Annotated in this window: 11 protein-coding genes and 1 pseudogene; all 12 read right to left on the bottom strand. The window is 44.7% G+C overall.

Annotated features, from left to right (window positions below; translation table 11 throughout):
* Positions 1-677: 677 nt before the first annotated feature.
* A complete protein-coding gene (locus OHT75_RS07730; RefSeq protein ID WP_264725919.1) occupies positions 678-2,027 on the bottom strand; it encodes a CapA family protein in 1,350 nt (449 codons plus the stop codon).
* A 981-nt stretch (positions 2,028-3,008) separates the two neighbouring features.
* Positions 3,009-3,416, bottom strand: a complete 408-nt coding sequence (locus OHT75_RS07725) for a hypothetical protein (protein WP_264725918.1) — start codon at positions 3,414-3,416, stop codon at positions 3,009-3,011.
* A 25-nt stretch (positions 3,417-3,441) separates the two neighbouring features.
* Positions 3,442-3,990, bottom strand: a complete 549-nt coding sequence (locus OHT75_RS07720; protein ID WP_264725917.1) for a hypothetical protein — start codon at positions 3,988-3,990, stop codon at positions 3,442-3,444.
* 110 nt (positions 3,991-4,100) lie between these two features.
* Positions 4,101-4,865, bottom strand: coding sequence for a DUF4145 domain-containing protein (locus OHT75_RS07715; protein ID WP_264725916.1), 765 nt, complete (start codon positions 4,863-4,865; stop codon positions 4,101-4,103).
* Between the two features lie 988 nt (positions 4,866-5,853).
* Positions 5,854-7,245, bottom strand: coding sequence for a tyrosine-type recombinase/integrase (locus OHT75_RS07710; protein WP_264725915.1), 1,392 nt, complete (start codon positions 7,243-7,245; stop codon positions 5,854-5,856).
* A 738-nt stretch (positions 7,246-7,983) separates the two neighbouring features.
* Positions 7,984-9,699: a M81 family metallopeptidase gene (locus OHT75_RS07705; protein ID WP_264725914.1), complete on the bottom strand. Its 1,716-nt coding sequence runs from the start codon at positions 9,697-9,699 to the stop codon at positions 7,984-7,986.
* Positions 9,700-9,756: 57 nt separating this feature from the next.
* Positions 9,757-11,100, bottom strand: coding sequence for a metal-dependent hydrolase family protein (locus tag OHT75_RS07700; RefSeq protein WP_264725913.1), 1,344 nt, complete (start codon positions 11,098-11,100; stop codon positions 9,757-9,759).
* 101 nt (positions 11,101-11,201) lie between these two features.
* Positions 11,202-12,713 carry a serine hydrolase domain-containing protein gene (locus OHT75_RS07695; protein WP_264725912.1) on the bottom strand — a complete coding sequence of 504 codons (1,512 nt, stop codon included), beginning with the start codon at positions 12,711-12,713 and terminating at the stop codon, positions 11,202-11,204.
* A gap of 325 nt (positions 12,714-13,038) precedes the next feature.
* Positions 13,039-13,743: a DUF3299 domain-containing protein gene (locus OHT75_RS07690; protein WP_264725911.1), complete on the bottom strand. Its 705-nt coding sequence runs from the start codon at positions 13,741-13,743 to the stop codon at positions 13,039-13,041.
* The gene (locus OHT75_RS07685; protein ID WP_264725910.1) at positions 13,740-15,368 is read right to left on the bottom strand and encodes an amidohydrolase family protein; all 1,629 of its coding nucleotides are present in this window, start codon (positions 15,366-15,368) and stop codon (positions 13,740-13,742) included. The genes OHT75_RS07690 and OHT75_RS07685 overlap by 4 nt, the downstream gene beginning before the upstream one ends.
* 102 nt (positions 15,369-15,470) lie before the next feature.
* Positions 15,471-16,472, bottom strand: coding sequence for a class A beta-lactamase (bla, locus tag OHT75_RS07680; RefSeq protein ID WP_264725909.1), 1,002 nt, complete (start codon positions 16,470-16,472; stop codon positions 15,471-15,473).
* 441 nt (positions 16,473-16,913) lie between these two features.
* A pseudogene (locus tag OHT75_RS07675) lies at positions 16,914-17,119 on the bottom strand (hypothetical protein); the annotation flags it as partial.

Below are 17,119 nucleotides of genomic sequence, written 5' to 3'. Positions count from 1 at the left end.
TAGTACCTCCGGTGAAAAAGGTACTATATTAAAGCGTGAGTATTATTGGTATGTGGGGTTTATTGACCGCTTACTTTACAGTCATATTTTGCGCTAATGTCGTTAATTAGTGTCGAATTGGTATTGTTGAGCCATTTTCTGTGATTATTTTTGCCCCTAGAGATGACAAAAGTCTCTGAATAAATCACCATCAATACGATTTCTTAGCACTTTCATTGCGTTATTTGAGCATATTGACGGCACTCAATACGCTAAGGTTTTGCGATTAATGGCTTAATCTTAAGCGCTCTGGAAATAATTAGCTCAAATTGAATGCTATCAATGACAGGTTTGAGTGTTTTGACATCAAACTTTTTGCCGTAACGTCCGTATGTGATGTTTTGATGAGCATGACTGACAATTTGTACCACTAATGAGCATTCGGTTTGACAGTGCCGGACTAAGGTGCAAAACATCCAACGTAAGTACCTCGCCTTCGCGTTCGCACAGTGGATGGATGAAACTTGCCACCGTTAGCTGCGCTTTGGTAGCTTGGACAATGAAACAAGGCAGTTGCAGCGCTTAGCTCAACAAAAGTAGCTTGTAACCTTGATGTGACCGCCAGGGAGGCTGGTCGGTCACGGGAATGTATCATGAGCTTATAGACTCATGTTTTTAGCAGGGTTCATTGATAAGAGTTAATTCATAATCTGCATCTTATCTAAACCATCTTCTAAGTATTGATCACCAAAGATGACTTTGGCACTGTCATTCACTTCATCAACAAACTTACGTGTATCTTCATCTAAATCGAGTCGATTGAGCTTACCTAAAGGGATCAATAATGCCCTGGTCACGTCTCCCCTTTGCTCAACGAAGACAGTTGGTGATGCAGCCAGTTCGGTAATTAATGCTTTTCCGTCTGCTTGTCTCGCAACCGTGAAGTTTGCAATGAAGCTTAACGCAGCATGTGCAGAACCACCTGGAGGAGTTAAGTTACCAACGCTATAAAGTACGGGAACTTTTTTAGCGTCAGCGGTGGTCAGTAATTCAAACGGTTGAATGACATGGGGATGATGGCCAATAATTACATCTGCTCCTGCATCAGCAAAGGCCTGAGCCCATTTACGTTGCGCGGGTTGAGGGAACAATTCATGTTCCAAGCCCCAATGGAGTACGACAAAGACTAATTCACATTCAGCCTTTGCCCGTTTTATCTGTGAAATGATTTTTGAGATATCCGGATTATCACTGGCATGGAAAGCGGTCATATCGACCAACCACTCTTTTCCTTTCGGGAATTCTTTGCCATTTACACCAAAAGTATGGTTGATAAACCCAACTTTCACATCACCAATATTTCGAGTAACGATTTGTTTACTTGCTTCTTCTGATTCATAAGCACCGATAAAACCAATACCGTCTTCTTTTAATGCATCAAAAGTTAATTGAATACCATTATCACCAGAATCAAGAATGTGGTTATTGGCCAAGTCAACAAGATCGAATTGTCTCTCGTTGTGAGAAACTAATGCTCTAAACTCTGATTTTGTAATATTAATCTTTGGGGTGTTATTTAAATCCTTAAAGACCAGGTTTTCAATTTTTTGATCAGTAATAGTTGATTCCAAGTTGGCAAATTTAAAATCTGCACCAAATATGTGGTTCTCAACTTCACTATATATGAAGTCTTTAGACTCATTAATGTACTTAGCCATGATCAAGTCACCGGCAGTACTGACTCTATAAGCAGCCTTAACATCAACCCCTTTATTAACCTCTAAATAGGTTGTCTGAAATGGCTTGAAAATTTCTTCTAATCCTGAATCTTTAAATGGCTTTTTGATAGGCTTTGCAGCCTTGTAAAACGAATATGCGATGAAATTTATATCTTTGACATTAAATTTAATATCAACTGCATGTTCCCATTCTTTTTTGACAACAGCTTCACCAATTCTTGAATAAATTGCCTTTTGGACATCTTCTGGCATCTGAAGAGCCATATAATAAAAATCTCTTGGTAAATCAACGGGAAAAATATTCTTCATCTTACTACTCCTTTCCACTCATCCGTGGGATAGCACTTTCGGATCGAACTTTCGCCTCGAACTCTAGCTCAGGCTTCTTGGTGTTCATCAGCACCGCACCTGGGGTGACATTTGACGCGCTCTTGTAATGCGCCTGCCCTCTTGTCAGTGGTGTAGAGGGCTGAATTGATGGCGATGACGCCGGCAATTGTCTTCTATTTCATGGTATGCATCACTCCCTGTTTGCATCTATTTGAATAAGCGCGAAATCGAAAATAATCCAAATGCCTAGCAGAGCTGCTGATCGCTTGCGCCAATCGCAGCACTCAGGATTCTCAAGTCGTGATTTAGGAGACTCATGACCCTTTTGGACAGATTCATATTAGCTATATCATATCAAGCTGTCCAACTTTAGATTCTTTGTTTTTGGTGGCTGAATTGTTTTTATCAAACTCAGCTCTAATCATGTTTATCACTTCATCTACGTAACGAATAAAGTCATTTATACGGATTTTATGGTCTATTGAATTAATGATTCTTTTCAGTGTGCAAACAATAATACTGCGACCTTTTTAACAAGAAATGGCTTCTGCTCTGTCGCAAGTCAACAAAGAAACTATAATATCGAAAAGAAAGCCTTTATCGCGTAACGATTTGGCTAAACAGATACGTGTGAAATACACGTTATTGGGGGCTCTGCTCATGTGAAAAGCGGGTACATTGTCTGAGTCAATCCTCTTGGAAAGCCTCTCTAACGCCAAAAACAAAAAAAGCCGTTGATAATCAACGGCTTCTTTCGTATTTAATATGGCGGAGGGATAGGGATTTGAACCCAAGGAATTCGCCATAAATAAAATTTAAAATACATTAAAATCAATAATTAATCGAAAAAACACATCTCAGAAAGTGAACATTCGTAGTCTATATATGACATTTAAATATTTATCGATTAGATTGTCAAGAAAGTCATAGTATCTTGTTCGCCGCAATGACTCGGACTGTTTAGCCCGCCATATTTATTGGTTGCAGTGAAATAGTAAATTCCTCCTGGCCTGTATCGGTTTGCTCATATTGTATATGTGCTGAGTAATTGCCGGCCGGAAGAAGCACAACATTGCATCCTTCAAGTGATTCAGTGCTGCCAAGGATTGCAAACTTTCCAGAAGGTATTCTGATCGGAACTTGAATTAGGTGCTTAGTTGATTCGCTTGGGATTGGAGCTGACCCAGTTACTTTTACCGTGACGCTGACATATTGAGGCTCTTGAGTGTGAATTACGACAATACCGTCAGCGACCCGATAACGATTATCCATGTCTTTATCTGTTATTTCATCAGGGATTAGCGGACAAAGCTCTAGGTCCATGAAATAGAACTGACAGTAATCGGCAAAGATTTTCATGGTAACCATAGTTCTTCCTTGAGTGGCTAATGCCTTATTGTGTGTGCATTGCTAGGTTTACGGCACTAATATTAGCTCCTTTAACCTCAAGCTCTAAATTAACTTTTTTATTTTGTACAACACTTAAAAAGACACTGACGATTTTTATAAGCTGAACATAGTAAACTCGTTTTTTATACTCTTTATCCGAAGCAAAAAAGAAGCCCATGCAACCTGAACCTCCAGGTACAAATGGAGAATATATTTTGCTATGGATAAATTGATTACATAACCTTTCCAAAGCTAGTTCATGTTTATCACTTTGCCCAAAGTGATATTTTTTAGACCATTTGTCATCGTCTTCACTTTCATGATCAGTTTTAATAGGGTGTGAAATTAAACTAGTATTAAAACCTGATAGCTCCGTACTGAGTAATTTACTCTCTTTCAATTTACGAATTGCGTAACAACCAAGAAATACAGCTTTTTCTGTTTTGAATTCAAGTTGATTATCCCACACTGTTGTGCGGTATAAGCTCTCTAAGAATTTCGCGGACTCTCTCAATTCATTTAGCCAATATTCTTTTGTATATTCTTCTATCAAGGCTAAACTCCTGCACAAATAATGCCCACATATGGGCGACTGAAACGCAGCGAGGAACGAGCGAAGTGTAAGACGTCCCAGCAGCCGAAGGCTGTGTTCATATGCGTTTGTTAAGTTTTAGCAATAGATCCCTTTTGAGAATTTATCATTCTAGAAAACCCCCGAATCCTTTTGGGACCATCGTCATAAATACGTATTAAGGCATAACTCAGTGCGTCAAATGCGTAAGCTAGATCAAATTGCTGCAGGCTAGATTCATGACTTGCTTCATTCCCCAGCCATTTTATAGACATTAAGATATCCGAGGCCTCTTGATCTATCTGATTTAGATCTTCAAGTCGTTTATGAAATGTAGCCGTAGAACCTGGCAATAAGTCCAGAGTTAGCTTTTCTAGCGCTGATCTTATTTTGTTACCTGATGCTGAAAAATCACAAAATGCCAAAGCAAATGAGTTATTTATATCTTCTTTTACTGCATCTGGACAAGCATCTGGAATTTGAATAAGTTTTAAAGGAGGTACGAAGTACTTGGGAATAAAGTCTCTTGAAACCCAATCTTCTGGTTCAAGTTTCGCCAAGTCTTCTTCGCTACCATATATCGATAAGCCTGTGAGACTACCGACACCAATACAGTATACTATTTCATGGCAACTTTTACATATTAGAGAAGCGCTAAAATTATACTCGACCCAATCATGCTCCCAACACTCATCGTGCCTAAGTGACTTAGACTCTAAAGTCTCCCTATATCGAATATCTCCTTTCTCACATCGTAGAGAACCACCACAGCTAGGGCATCTATAGTCGGTATCTGTATCTTCTTTAATATCAAACACATGCCTATAGTTTATATAACTCAAAATATCTTCTGACATATCGCTTTCGACCCCCTCCTTGGTATAGTGATTTAAAAAACTCAACACTTATTGAACGACTCGCACAATAAAATCGACAGTATAAGTTATTGATTAATATCAATCCTACATTTGCTATCTTATTGAAGTAAAGCAATTAATTGTGCCTAACAGACAAAACAAACCGAGCTTGCGCGTAAAGTCGAGTTTGTGGTCACTGCCAGAAAAATTAAAGGCATTAATATCAGATAATTACGATTTTTCTATTTTTAATACGATACAACTAAAGAACGATTTTAAATCGTTTTTTAGCGTAAATCGATGAAATCCCATTATAACTGTACATAAAAACAGTGCGTACCACATAAAAGTGTACATATTGATTTTATCTTTCACGCTTTTGACTTTTTCACATGCGCAGCATGTGGCTGTTGGGGTTAAGGGGTTCTCCCCTTGCCCGTAGCTCCTATCCGACCTTTTGGAACAAAAGTGGGATAGGAGCGTACCGGGTTACTATCTTGTCCCACTTTTTAAGTGGGCTAATCTTGAAAGCTTTTTATTGTTGTTATCAATATTCAATTAACACACTGTTGATGAGATAAACCTGCCAATTAGGGCTTAAAAACAGCTCCTGTAGGCTCTTAGTTGCATTTTTATGGGCATAAACAAGCTAAGAATTAAATACAGCAGTTTTAGTATATTTTTTACTCTCATACAGTGCGAAACATTTAATTTCTCAAAACTGCTCGCTCTCTGGTGTAGCGAAATGTTTAGTGTTGTTCGAACCTGACTGATGCCTTAAACCCGCTAAAAGCCCATTTTCAGTCTCATTTTGCGTATATGTCGTTAATTTTGTGTCGGATGGGTATTTTTGAGCCATTTTCAGTGATTATTTTTGCCCATAGAGATGACAAAAGTCTCTGAGAAATCATCGTCAAATGATTTCTCAGCGCTTTCTTTGCGTTATTTTGAGCATATTTATGGTTTTAAATTCGCTCAGATTTTGCGATTAATAGGTTAATTTTAAGGACTCTGGCGAAATAATTAGCTCAAATTGAATGCTATCAATGACTGGTTTGAGCGTTTTAACATCAAACTTTTTGCCGTATCGTCCATAAGTGATGTTTTGATAAGCATGACCGACAATTTGTGCCACTAATGATTCTTCTATTTGACCTTGTTTAAGCTCATCAATAAAAGTGTGTCTAAATGAATAAGCTGTTGGGCGTTTGCCTGCTGTGAAGTTAAGTTGGTCAAGCAATTTGCCAAACTCACGGCAAAAGCTATGTGACCAGTTACCATCATGACTAGGTTTATAGTTAAATATCGGCTTTGTTTTTGATGTCCGGTCAGTGCGACTTTTTACAAAATCCATAAACCCAAGTTCAGTCAGTTGCTGGTGTATCGGTACTTTTCGTTTTGATTGCTCTGTCTTGAGTTGTTGGCCTGCACTGGCGTTAGTGATGTTCATCAAGTCGATACCGTCTTTAACTTCAATATCATGAATATGCAGCTGGCATGCCTCTGCTGGGCGTAAGCCGCCATACATCATGAGTAGCGTTATCCATTTAAAGTCATGGCTTTTGTCGATAAAGGCGGTGGAGTTTAAAACCTGCTTAATCTGGCTAGGTTGCCAGCGCAAACGCGCTAAATCGTGACCAGCTTGATTAGCAGGTTTAGTCAGCTTGACTTCATCAAACGGGTTTTCAGTGGTGTAGCGCATGAGTTTGCACCATTTAAAGAATTGCGACACAGCAGCCAGGTAGTCTTTGTTACTTTTATGGCTTCTGCCCTCCTCTAATAAAAAGTCTTTGTATTCCATTGCTTCAGCGCTTGTTATAGCGCAGACATAATCTAAATGAGTGCGTTCAATAAAGTGACCTATACGTTGATTAAGCTGCTTTACCGTTAAGGCTGAGACAATCTGCTTTTGTTTGGAGGCGATAAACTTTGTTAGCGCCTCACTCAACAAAACGTTATCTTCTGATTTTATTACATTTTTATTATGACCCACCCTAGTTAACTTTGAACTTGTGCGATAGGGATGTGAGTCAATTGTCTCAGTCAATTCGGTCGGTCGAGTTGGGATAAACGAGGTCAGTTCACTAATAGGTTTAGCCTGCTCGTCTTGTGTATCAGTTTTGCTAATAAAGCCCTGTCGGGCATCATTAATCTGTATGTTAACTAACGCTTTAAACTCATCGGCATTAGATTGTGGAGTTAAGCTACTGATTAAAGGCCGTAAAATGCCTGCTATCACAAGGTTTCGACCAATAGCGATAGAACGTTGCTTAGTAAGAAGTGATACTTTAATGTCGGCAGAAAAGCCTTTATCACGTAGATAAGTAGGCAACACCATGCGGGTGTAATAGGTACAATTTGTGGCGCGAAATAAGTACATATGTCTCAGTCATCCGTTTTTGGCCTGAGAATATGATTTTTCAAATGCTAGAAAGCAAAAAAGCCATTGATTATCAATGGCTTTTTTGCTTTAGAATATGGCGGAGAGATAGGGATTTGAACCCAAGGCTTCCGTATCAAATATAAAATAAGTCGTTTAAATTCATTAGCTTGCATCGATAATGCATACTCATAACCTGCAATTGCTAACTAAGATTGACTATATGATTGAAGTGAAAAATTGTCAAATCAATTTGGTTTTATCCATGACGACGATTTAAGCGCATAGATAAATGTCTCGTCTTTGGCTTCCTGCATCGTAACCGTCTAGCGAACCACACCTCGCATCGTTAATTTGATTATTTGAAAATACCTGCTCAATTACCCACAACTGCGACAGGGCTTCCGGGCTGCGTAGTCGATTTAAAGTACCAGATGATAATGATAAAACATCTCAGCAAAGGTAAAGATATCAATTAAGAATATCGAGAACAACGGTCAGATATGATTCACTATCCAGACCATGAGCTTGTGCAAACGGCGGCCAGAGGATGCATCTAGAGCACACAAAAAAGTCATCGACATCAACGAAAATAGCCTCTAACTCATCCATGCCCTTGTCCTTTGTGAGCTGTGATTTTTTGGTCAAAAGATCAGATCACGACAAGGGCTTTTAGTTCCCTTCTATTATTATTTTCTTATGCGCAGCTGAGGTAAGTTAGGTTCGGCGCTCCGTTGGTCATATATTAAACGTTGCGCTTTTATCCAAAGGATACATAGGCATTGTTAACTGGGTATGCTCGAACAGAGTTACATCGCGACTAGTGGTCCCGGGGACATCCACGATCAGTATCTTGTCTGTGAAGTTATTATAAAAAGCTTGATAGTGCATTCCGCTTTTGACACCAATAACGTCATACTCTTGAATGGCGATACCATGTGGGCGGCCCTGCGTATCATCATAAGCCTGACAAAGACCAGAAATAACAATAACATCTACCGTATTCTCAGCTTCGATGACCAATCTTACGGTAGGGCCAAGCTCGAATGGGGCGTTGTAAGCAGTCCCACCGCGAACAATCTCATTGCCATCCGAAATAGACTTAACATAGGCTTTGGTTTTAATGGGTTCGCCTGCCAATTTCTCAAACTTGCCACCGAGGCTGACATCGATTGTCGCGCCAACACCAGCGGCGACAGCGGCCTTTGCTGTTTCCGGATCATGTATGGACATTAACACGACTTTGCCCAAACCTTTGGTTTCCAACAAGGCTCTGAGCAGATATGTTCCTGATCCACCTGCACCACCACCGGGATTATCTGCAGCATCTCCAATCACAATCGGAGCATGATCAACGATACCGCCTTTCGTGGGTGGTTGGCGTACATAGTGTCCATCCTTGGCGAGCATGGCCAGCACAGTACTCATGGTTTTGCCGATATCATTTAGTTCAAGAAGTGATTCTTTCCTATGATCCCATATCCACTTCGCTAGGTCGTCCACCAGATCTTGTGCCAGTTGCGGATTATTTTCAGTAGTCACCATCGGGAACACACCACAAAAATCGCTGTCTTGGTATGGGAAACCATGCATAACAGAGCAATTGATAACATCTGGACGCTTTTCGATTTCGATGCATTTTTCTTTAAGTCGATTGGCAAAGCTGCCCTGCTCTTCGGTATTGCTCATCGGCATCAGCAGTGGCACTTTGTGATAGGCAACAGTTGGACGCGATTCTCCTGCTAAGATTGCAGCACCACGATACATTGCATCACGGCCAGCGGCATTCATATCCATATGAGGATACTCTTTACAGGCGCTGAAGAAGTTCATGTTGTCCTTCATTTTATCGGTAATCTTACCGTGCAGGTCGCCAGACCAGACTATCATTGTGTCCTTTCCAACCAGCGCTCTGACCGACTCAGCTAAGTCTCCTTCGAGATCGGGAGTGCTCTTCACCATACCGCCACCGTGAACACAAAGGTATACCATGTCCAGCGGTAACTGGGCTTTCAGCGTGTCCATGATATCCTTTTTCGCATCTTTCCACGCCTGATCGCTCACCGTGCTAAAGGACGAATCTATGTAATATACGACGCCCGGAACCAAATCCCAGCCCTCTTCCTCACAGACATCCACAGGCCCACCAATGGCCGTCCCTTTTAGTGCCGCCTTGATCTGATCCCCCCGGAAAACACGCATACTGTCGAGTTCAGTTTCGCCCATGCCTTCAGTGAGGTAGGTGTTGCTTTCATGGAAAAAACCAACACAAGAAACACGTAATTTTTTTGACTTGCCTGCTGTTGATAAAGCACCTGCGCTGGCTTTTACACTATTTCCGGTAGCAAAAGCATTTCCTATACCTGTCGTCATTATTGCTGCCGAGCTCAAACCGAGAATCTTGAGTACATTTCGACGGTTAGTTAAGTTTTTGTCACTTTCGTATTTTTTCATCGACCTATTCCTTTTGAATTTTGTTGGCTTAACACAGTTTTGATTCATAAAACATTTTTAATTTAAAGTGTTTTTGTAGATCTTGCCGTCTTTCATGATCAAGACGAAGTTCTTGTGCGGGTCGGCAATCAAGTCGATGTTCTCGAGCGGATTACCGTCGACCAGAAGCAGATCGGCATAAGCGCCCTCACGAACCACACCGTTCTCACCGGGGTAGGGATCGCGCGGACCGGAGCGCTTGAAGATCTGATAGTTCTGGCTCGTCGCAATCTTCAGCACTTCCCACGGTTTGAAATAGCGCGTGAGCTTCGCCAACATCGCTCCCTGACGTTCGACGAGCGCAGGCATACCTTGAGTGTCGGTACCGAATCCGAAGAGCAAGTCGTATTTCTTCGCCAATTCGAACGCTGTATCGGTCCCAGAAATCATCTCGTGATACTTACCCTGCTGAAACGAGCCAGGTGGAAATGGAACCGCGTCCTCATCGTCATAGAAGGGCTGGAGGCAGACCGAAGTATCCGTCTTCTGCATCAGCTTGGCGGTTTCTTTGTCAATCATCTGGCCATGCTCAACATTACGCACTCCACCTCGGATTGCGTTCTGGATTGCCTTCGCAGAGTAGGAATGAACCGTCACGTAGGTGCCCCAGTTCTCGGCCACTTCCACCGCTGCTTCGATTTCGCCAACAGTATATTGCGAGACATCAAGCGGATCCGAGGGAGATGCAACCCCGCCTCCGCCCATCAACTTAATGAAGGCTGCCCCCCGCATTAGATTCTCACGCACGCGCTGCATGACTTGCGCCCTGCCATCGGCAATAGAGACCGACGCCGCAACTTCCAGCGGGGTAAGATCCCGCGAATAGCTCTGTGGTATATCGATCGGCCGGCGGAAATCGGCATGGCCCGACGTCTGGGATATCATTGCGCCCGCAGCGTAAATTCGGGGGCCGGGGAATAACCCCTCGTCGATCGCCTCCTTGAGCTCAAATACAGGGCCGCCCGGGTCCCTAACCGAGGTAAAACCCCGCATAAGCGTCTTTTCCGCCCCATCGGCCGCCACGAGATTCAGCCTGCCCAAACCAGCGGTAAACACGTCCGCCCCCATATAAGCCGCCATATTGTGCCAATGACAGTCCGTTAAACCCGGCATCAGCGTGCGCCCGCCTCCGTCGATTACCATGCCACCCGCAACAGCAAGGGGCTCCGTCGAGACGGAAGTGATCTTGTTGCCCGTCACGACGACATTAGCATTCTTGATCAGATCTGCATTAACCCCGTCAAATACGTTTACATTAGTAAATAGGATTGGACCGGAGGGTTCTTGAGCAGCCGCCGGCAGTGCGAAGCTCACAGCGACGACAAGCGCCGCAGTCACGTTCTTAAGCGATAGTTTCCGCATTGTATTTCTCCTACTGTCGACTCAGTGGGTACGGCGGAGAGTTCAATCTGCGCTATGCAGGATCGCCCCCTCCGCCGAATCCGAGGCTATTGCCGACCCGGTTATTTGTCGAATACCGATCCGGAGAGGTCGAACTCGTCGACCGCCCCGTCGCCGCGAATAAAGATCCGGTGGTTGAATCGAACGTAGTTGAGTTCGCCAGACGGGTCTTTGAGCAATTCACCGAGCGCTCCCTTATTTGGGCCTTCGGTGATGATAAAATAACCCTCGGCCGTGTTGGCCACATTGGCGGGCGCAGGATCTGCTCCATTAGTCAATGCTGAGAACTGGACAAACACATATTTGTCGCCCTCTTTGCGGATCTCGATGTTTTGCGAATTGCCCTTAAAGACGCCGACGAAGGGGTCGAGAATAGACGAATCAACGCCCGCAGCGACCGGAGAATTAGACTCGATTTTCGTGAAGGCTTTGACCATTGCGTTAGCCACTTTTTTGTAAGCCTCGGCTCCGCGATCGCTGTGAACCAAAACCACCACGGCAAAGTCGCGGTCTGGGATCAGCTGCAGAAAAGAACGCGTACCGGGCCAATTGCCCCCGTGACTAGGACTGGTTACCCCGTTGTAGTCGTGGACGAACCACGTCAGTCCGGTAAAGTCACCGGTCTCAGCCTCGACTGCAGGTGCGTGAGCGTAGTCCAGTGCTTTTTTAGACAACAACTGCTTGCCAGATGCGTCCTTACCGTCCAGCTGAAAGCGGGCGTATTTCAGCATGTCGGTTACTGTAGAGCGGAGTGCACCGGAGGCTGCGGACTCTCTAATCAACGGGATGTAGTACGGCTTGAGATCATTAATGCTGCCTTCCCCGTAGATTGGCGGATGACCCCATGCGTAATCTTTAGCCGGCGGGGTGGCGTCGTAATTAAAGGATGACGAATTCATGCCCAGAGGAGTTAACAGATTCTCTTCTATTAGGGTCTCTATCGGCTTTCCGCCGGCATGCGACACTACATGGGTCGCGAAGGTGATACTGGTGTTGTTGTACATCCATGTTTGATCGAACGGATAGAGCTGTTGAACGTAAGCCCCTTGGAGCATGACCTTCTCGGATATCGAGCCACCTTCAGGAACACGAAGGAACCCATGGTCGCCATACCAGCCAGCACGATGGTGGAATAGGTCAACCACCCGCGCTTTAGACGTCGCCACGGGATCTGAAACCCTCCACCACGGCAGAATGTCGACGACACGAGCGTTTAAATCCAGAATGCCCTGTTCGGATTGCTGCATGGCCAGCGTTGAAAGGAAGGTCTTTGTCACAGAGCCAATTTGAAATTGTGTATCAGGAGTAACGGCCTCGTCGGTGCCTACCTTGGTGACACCCAGACCGGCGCTGTAGGTGTTGCCCCCATGGATGACACCGACAGCAAGTCCCGGTATGCGCATTTCTTTGATCAGTTTATCGACATCGGCAACGACGGCATTGAAGGTTGCTTGGCCCTCTTCCTTTGTCATGGACTGTTGGTTTTTCTGTGCACATGCGGGCTGCATTGCAAATAATGATGAAATTACTACACCAAGTAATAATTTCCTTTTTTTCTGTTCGACTTGTTTCATATTTCTTCTCTTTTAAATATTAATAGTTGAACTTGATCTATGGCTGTAAATAATAAAAGTCTTATAAGGACCTAGTAAATTTTGCAATGGTTCTATCGCGATCAGTTTCTGATGTTATCCTCCAATGGGGGTTTACTACAACAAAACAGCCGGCCATCAACTTGTCAAAAAATGCCATGTTTTTGTCGACACCGCTAATATATTGCCAGTTTTTACGGCAACAGCTGTTCCTTAGGTAGCCTTGGCAAGTTTATCGAGCGATTATTACGGTATAGCATAATAGCGCATTTCATCTCAGCACTCAGTTTCCTATGCTGACGGCTTTCTAGGACGCGCCAACAACACCTTTCCCGGCCACATCTTCCCCGCGGTCGACAGTAATGGCGTATAGCGTCCAGCTACTGATCATGCGTGACTCTCCATCTAGGACGAATATCGTGGCGTCGCTTGCTTCTACTCGGAGCCGCCCAGAGACTCGAGCCGGTGCATAAAGAGATTGACTCTTAGGGTCGTCCGGCAACCTCACTCGCACGAGTTGATTAGGCGGGGGGGACGTGTGATGACTGCACATACCTACTTGGGGGACGAGATAACCGTAGAAGTTACCATCTGCACCCTGCGGAGCCGGAATCAAATAGCCCGACAGCTCAACCTCGGCCCCATCCCAAACGGGGTTCGTAGCGATAAGCGCGTTCTGCCGCTTTCTGGCAACGTCCCAGCGCTGAGCTAATAGTGCATCGACATCCTTACCGTTGATTTCAAGCAAGTCCTTCGCCGCTTTGCGCCGCTCTTTGAGTCGGGTGCGCTCATCTTCGGTAAGGGAATTTTGCGAGAGCTTCTCATCCAGCTCCAATACCAGCTTCAACTCATTGAGCAACTCATGTCCCATGTCTTTGAAAGGATCTTCGAAGACGGTAGCCTGAGGATCCACAAGGTCGGCGAATGCTATCGCCTTGGCTTCAGCCGAAGCCTGTGTTGCGGCCAACAAGGCCGCAACACAGAGAGATACCAATAAGCGTGCCCCTATCACTTTCCGCCGTCCTTAGGAAAAGCACCAGTGAAGGTATCTGGCATCCCGGTGGAGAACTGTGCATTCCACCCCTCTAACGATATTGGCTCGAAGCGTGGCTTGGCTTCGGGTTCAAACCGGATCGGCTGGCCTGCAAAAACCGGAAGCACTTTATCGTCTCGCAGTGCAACCTGACCGTTAACGAGCACCGCTTTCATGCCGGTCGACGGGAGAGCGCCTTTCTCGTACGTCGCATTGTCAGTGAAGTGTTCGGGGTCAAACACCACGATATCAGCAACCATGCCTTTCTGGATACGACCACGTTCTTGCATCGCTTTCAAACCCGTATCGCCCAGATGCTTGGCCGCGTTGTAGCTGAGGATTGAAATCAGCTGCATTATCGGGATGTTATGCTCACGACCAAGGCGGATTGTCGCGCCTCGGGTACCAGCCGCACGGGGGTGCATGTTGCCAATCTTCTCCAGCGGGATATCCCACGGGCCAAAGTACGGTTCGGCGCCAAGCGCGTCGCTGGCCACGGTCACGCCTTTCAGCGTCAGCCACTTCGGTGGATCTTCGGCGGGCATCTTGAATACCACGATCGGCTTGGTCGGATTGGAAGCTGTGTCGGCCTTGAATGTCTCCAAGGTGTAGAACTTACCCGTGACCGGATCCTGTACAGTATCCTCATAGCGGTTGCCCATCTGCTCGACCCAACTGTCCGGCTGCAGGAATGAGGCGTTCACCGTGGTGGAGCCCGCGGCGTAGGGATAAACTTCACCCCAAATGTTGAATCCCTGAGACTGAAGCCGCGATATCATTTCATGCGCAAGTCGCCAGCCAGGGTTGTTGAAGTGAAGGACTATCGCTGGGGCTCCTAGCGCCATAGCATTGGCGATGAGTTCCTGCGCACCATTGTTCTCTGTTGTGTCATTGCCAAGCGTATAGCGTGTATGTGCGCCAGTCGGGCGGCCATAGCGTGCGGCAACCTTCTGTACCTCGAACATCTCGCGGGAAGATACGCCCTCTCTCATATAACCTACGGTGCTGCCAATCCCCGGCGCGCCCGCCTGAAGCCCCTTGTCCAGCTCTTCAAGAATTGCGTTGCCCTGTTCCAGATTTGGGCGCGTCACGCTCCAGCCTGACTTCTTCCGGGCTTCAAGGGCCGCAATGGGACCTCGCAGGTAGATCTCGTCGCTCAATCTCCCGTCGAGCACCATCGAGCGGGCAAGCTCGTGGCTGACCGCACAGCCATAGTTGGACTGGGTCACACCTTCACGTGCCTTATACCAGGCCGAGATATAGGAACCCGCACAGCCCGCCTCGAAGTCCATGGCGCTTGTCATGCCTTCGCGCAAACCGACTCTGTAACCAATTGGCGTCTGCCAATGGAAATGGGTGTCGATGAAGCCCGGCGCCACCACCATTCCCTTGGCCTCGACCGTTTCCTTGCCCTTGATCTGCTTATTGGTGATCACGGCGATTTTCCCGTCTTTAACCCCCACATTGGCAACAGCGTCGAATTTTGTCTCTGGGTCTATTACCCGACCATTATTAATCACCACATCGTAGGTCACAGCGAACGCCGGCATAGCGATAGCACACACTGATAAAAATGTGCTTAAAATGACTTGTGTCCGTTTCATTGCTCTTCCTCTTTTAAATTGCCCAAGCCTTAATAGAGAACTTAAAAATTTTTCACTCATTATTTGAGCGTCAAAAGTAGCTAATCGTTAAAAAGACAAAGATTATTTGTTTTTTGCTTGCAAATAATAAAAGTCGTATAACGTACGAGTCACTTCCGCAATAGCACGATCCCTCTCAGCTTCAGAGGTAGTGCTACTTTTGGTATAAACCACAATCGCAAAACGTCTGTCATCGGGTAATGTGATAAATCCTACGTCATTAGCTACACCGCCAATGGTGCCTGTTTTGTGGGCAACGGGCGTGCCTTTGGGTAACAGAGCTTTTAACCTTCCAGCACCAGTGCGTGTGCGTGACATGACATCAATTAGAAATTCACTGCTTTGTTCACTTAACACTTTGCCGCTGTCAATCGCTAGAAGTAATTCCAACATGGCATTAGGCGAGCTTTGGTCACGTAGGTCTTCTTGTTCGAATTTAAGGTTTCTAAGTGGTTGTTTTGCCGCGAGCGATGGATCTTGTGCAAGAGCCTTTGCAAGTACAGATGAGTAAGCCTTGTCAGGTAATCCATAGAAATCCCTTAAAATTTCACTGGTATATCTATCAACGCGTAAATCGGTAATTCCAATATTTCGCATCACTTTAGTTACAGCTTCAGGTCCTCCTGCAAGTTTTAGACAAATGTCTGTCGCTGTATTGTCACTTAACGTTATCATTGGCTCGATTAAATTAGCAATAGATAACTTTATACCTGGGTGCACGAAGTTTACCGCGATAGCACCGTCACCTGTCACCATGGTTTCTTGTGGGACATCAATTAAATCGGAAAGCTTAAGCTCACCTTTATCGACACGGTCCAGCAAAGCAACGGCAATTGCAACCTTATAGGTACTTGCCATTACAAAGGTTTCATCACCGTTTACTGTGATCCTCTCCCCTGAGCCAATTTCTTGGGCAGCAACACCGATTCGTCCAACTAGCTTCTGTGAAGTTATCTCAAGTTTCTGCGAAATATGATTTAAATTATCATCACTAGCAACTGCCTGTTTATTCGAAGCGATAATGATTATCGCTAAAGTAAAACTAAGTATTATGCTTCTTTTCATAAATATCTCTACCTTCTGATTTCCGATTTCCGATTTCCGATTTCCGATTTCCGATTTCCGATTCTAGTTAGGTTTACTCATTGATTCAACTCTAATTTATTCACAACGACTAACTGAGATTACTTTAATATTGCTGTATACGAGCATGCTTTGTTTCAGGCTAGGTTAAAGATAACCTCTAAGCGAAACTAAACGTCACACCTCACTATTATTACTTTAACTTCTTAATACCTTTCGTAGACTCTTGCTTTAGTAAATTCAGTGCTATTCACCATAACAACGCAAGCTTTTGTGCACCGTACTAAATGTCTATCTGGCACGCATCTTTTTAAAAAGGCACATCAAAGACCCAAGCAACATAGTCAACTAGAGATAATCGCGAACGTCATACCATCATTTCTCGATTATCGGCATAAAAATATAGGTAATTTTTGGCCAGAGTCAAATAATAACAAGCCCTACAGCTAGGGCGTGTTGATCTTTCGTGATGACTTTTTGAGCAGCATGGTAAGGAGTTATAATTTGTTTCGCCAAAAATAAACTGTAACTCCATACCATGCCGAGACTAATGTAACCGTCTAGCGAACCACACCTCGCATCGTTAATCTGACTATTTGAAAATACCTGCTCAATGATAAATTTGGAGC

It is taken from the genome of Shewanella subflava, assembly GCF_025971955.1.
GTDB lineage: Bacteria > Pseudomonadota > Gammaproteobacteria > Enterobacterales > Shewanellaceae > Shewanella > Shewanella subflava.
The sequence above is the reverse complement of the archived record's forward strand: the minus strand, read 5'-3'. Positions and strand labels throughout refer to the sequence as shown.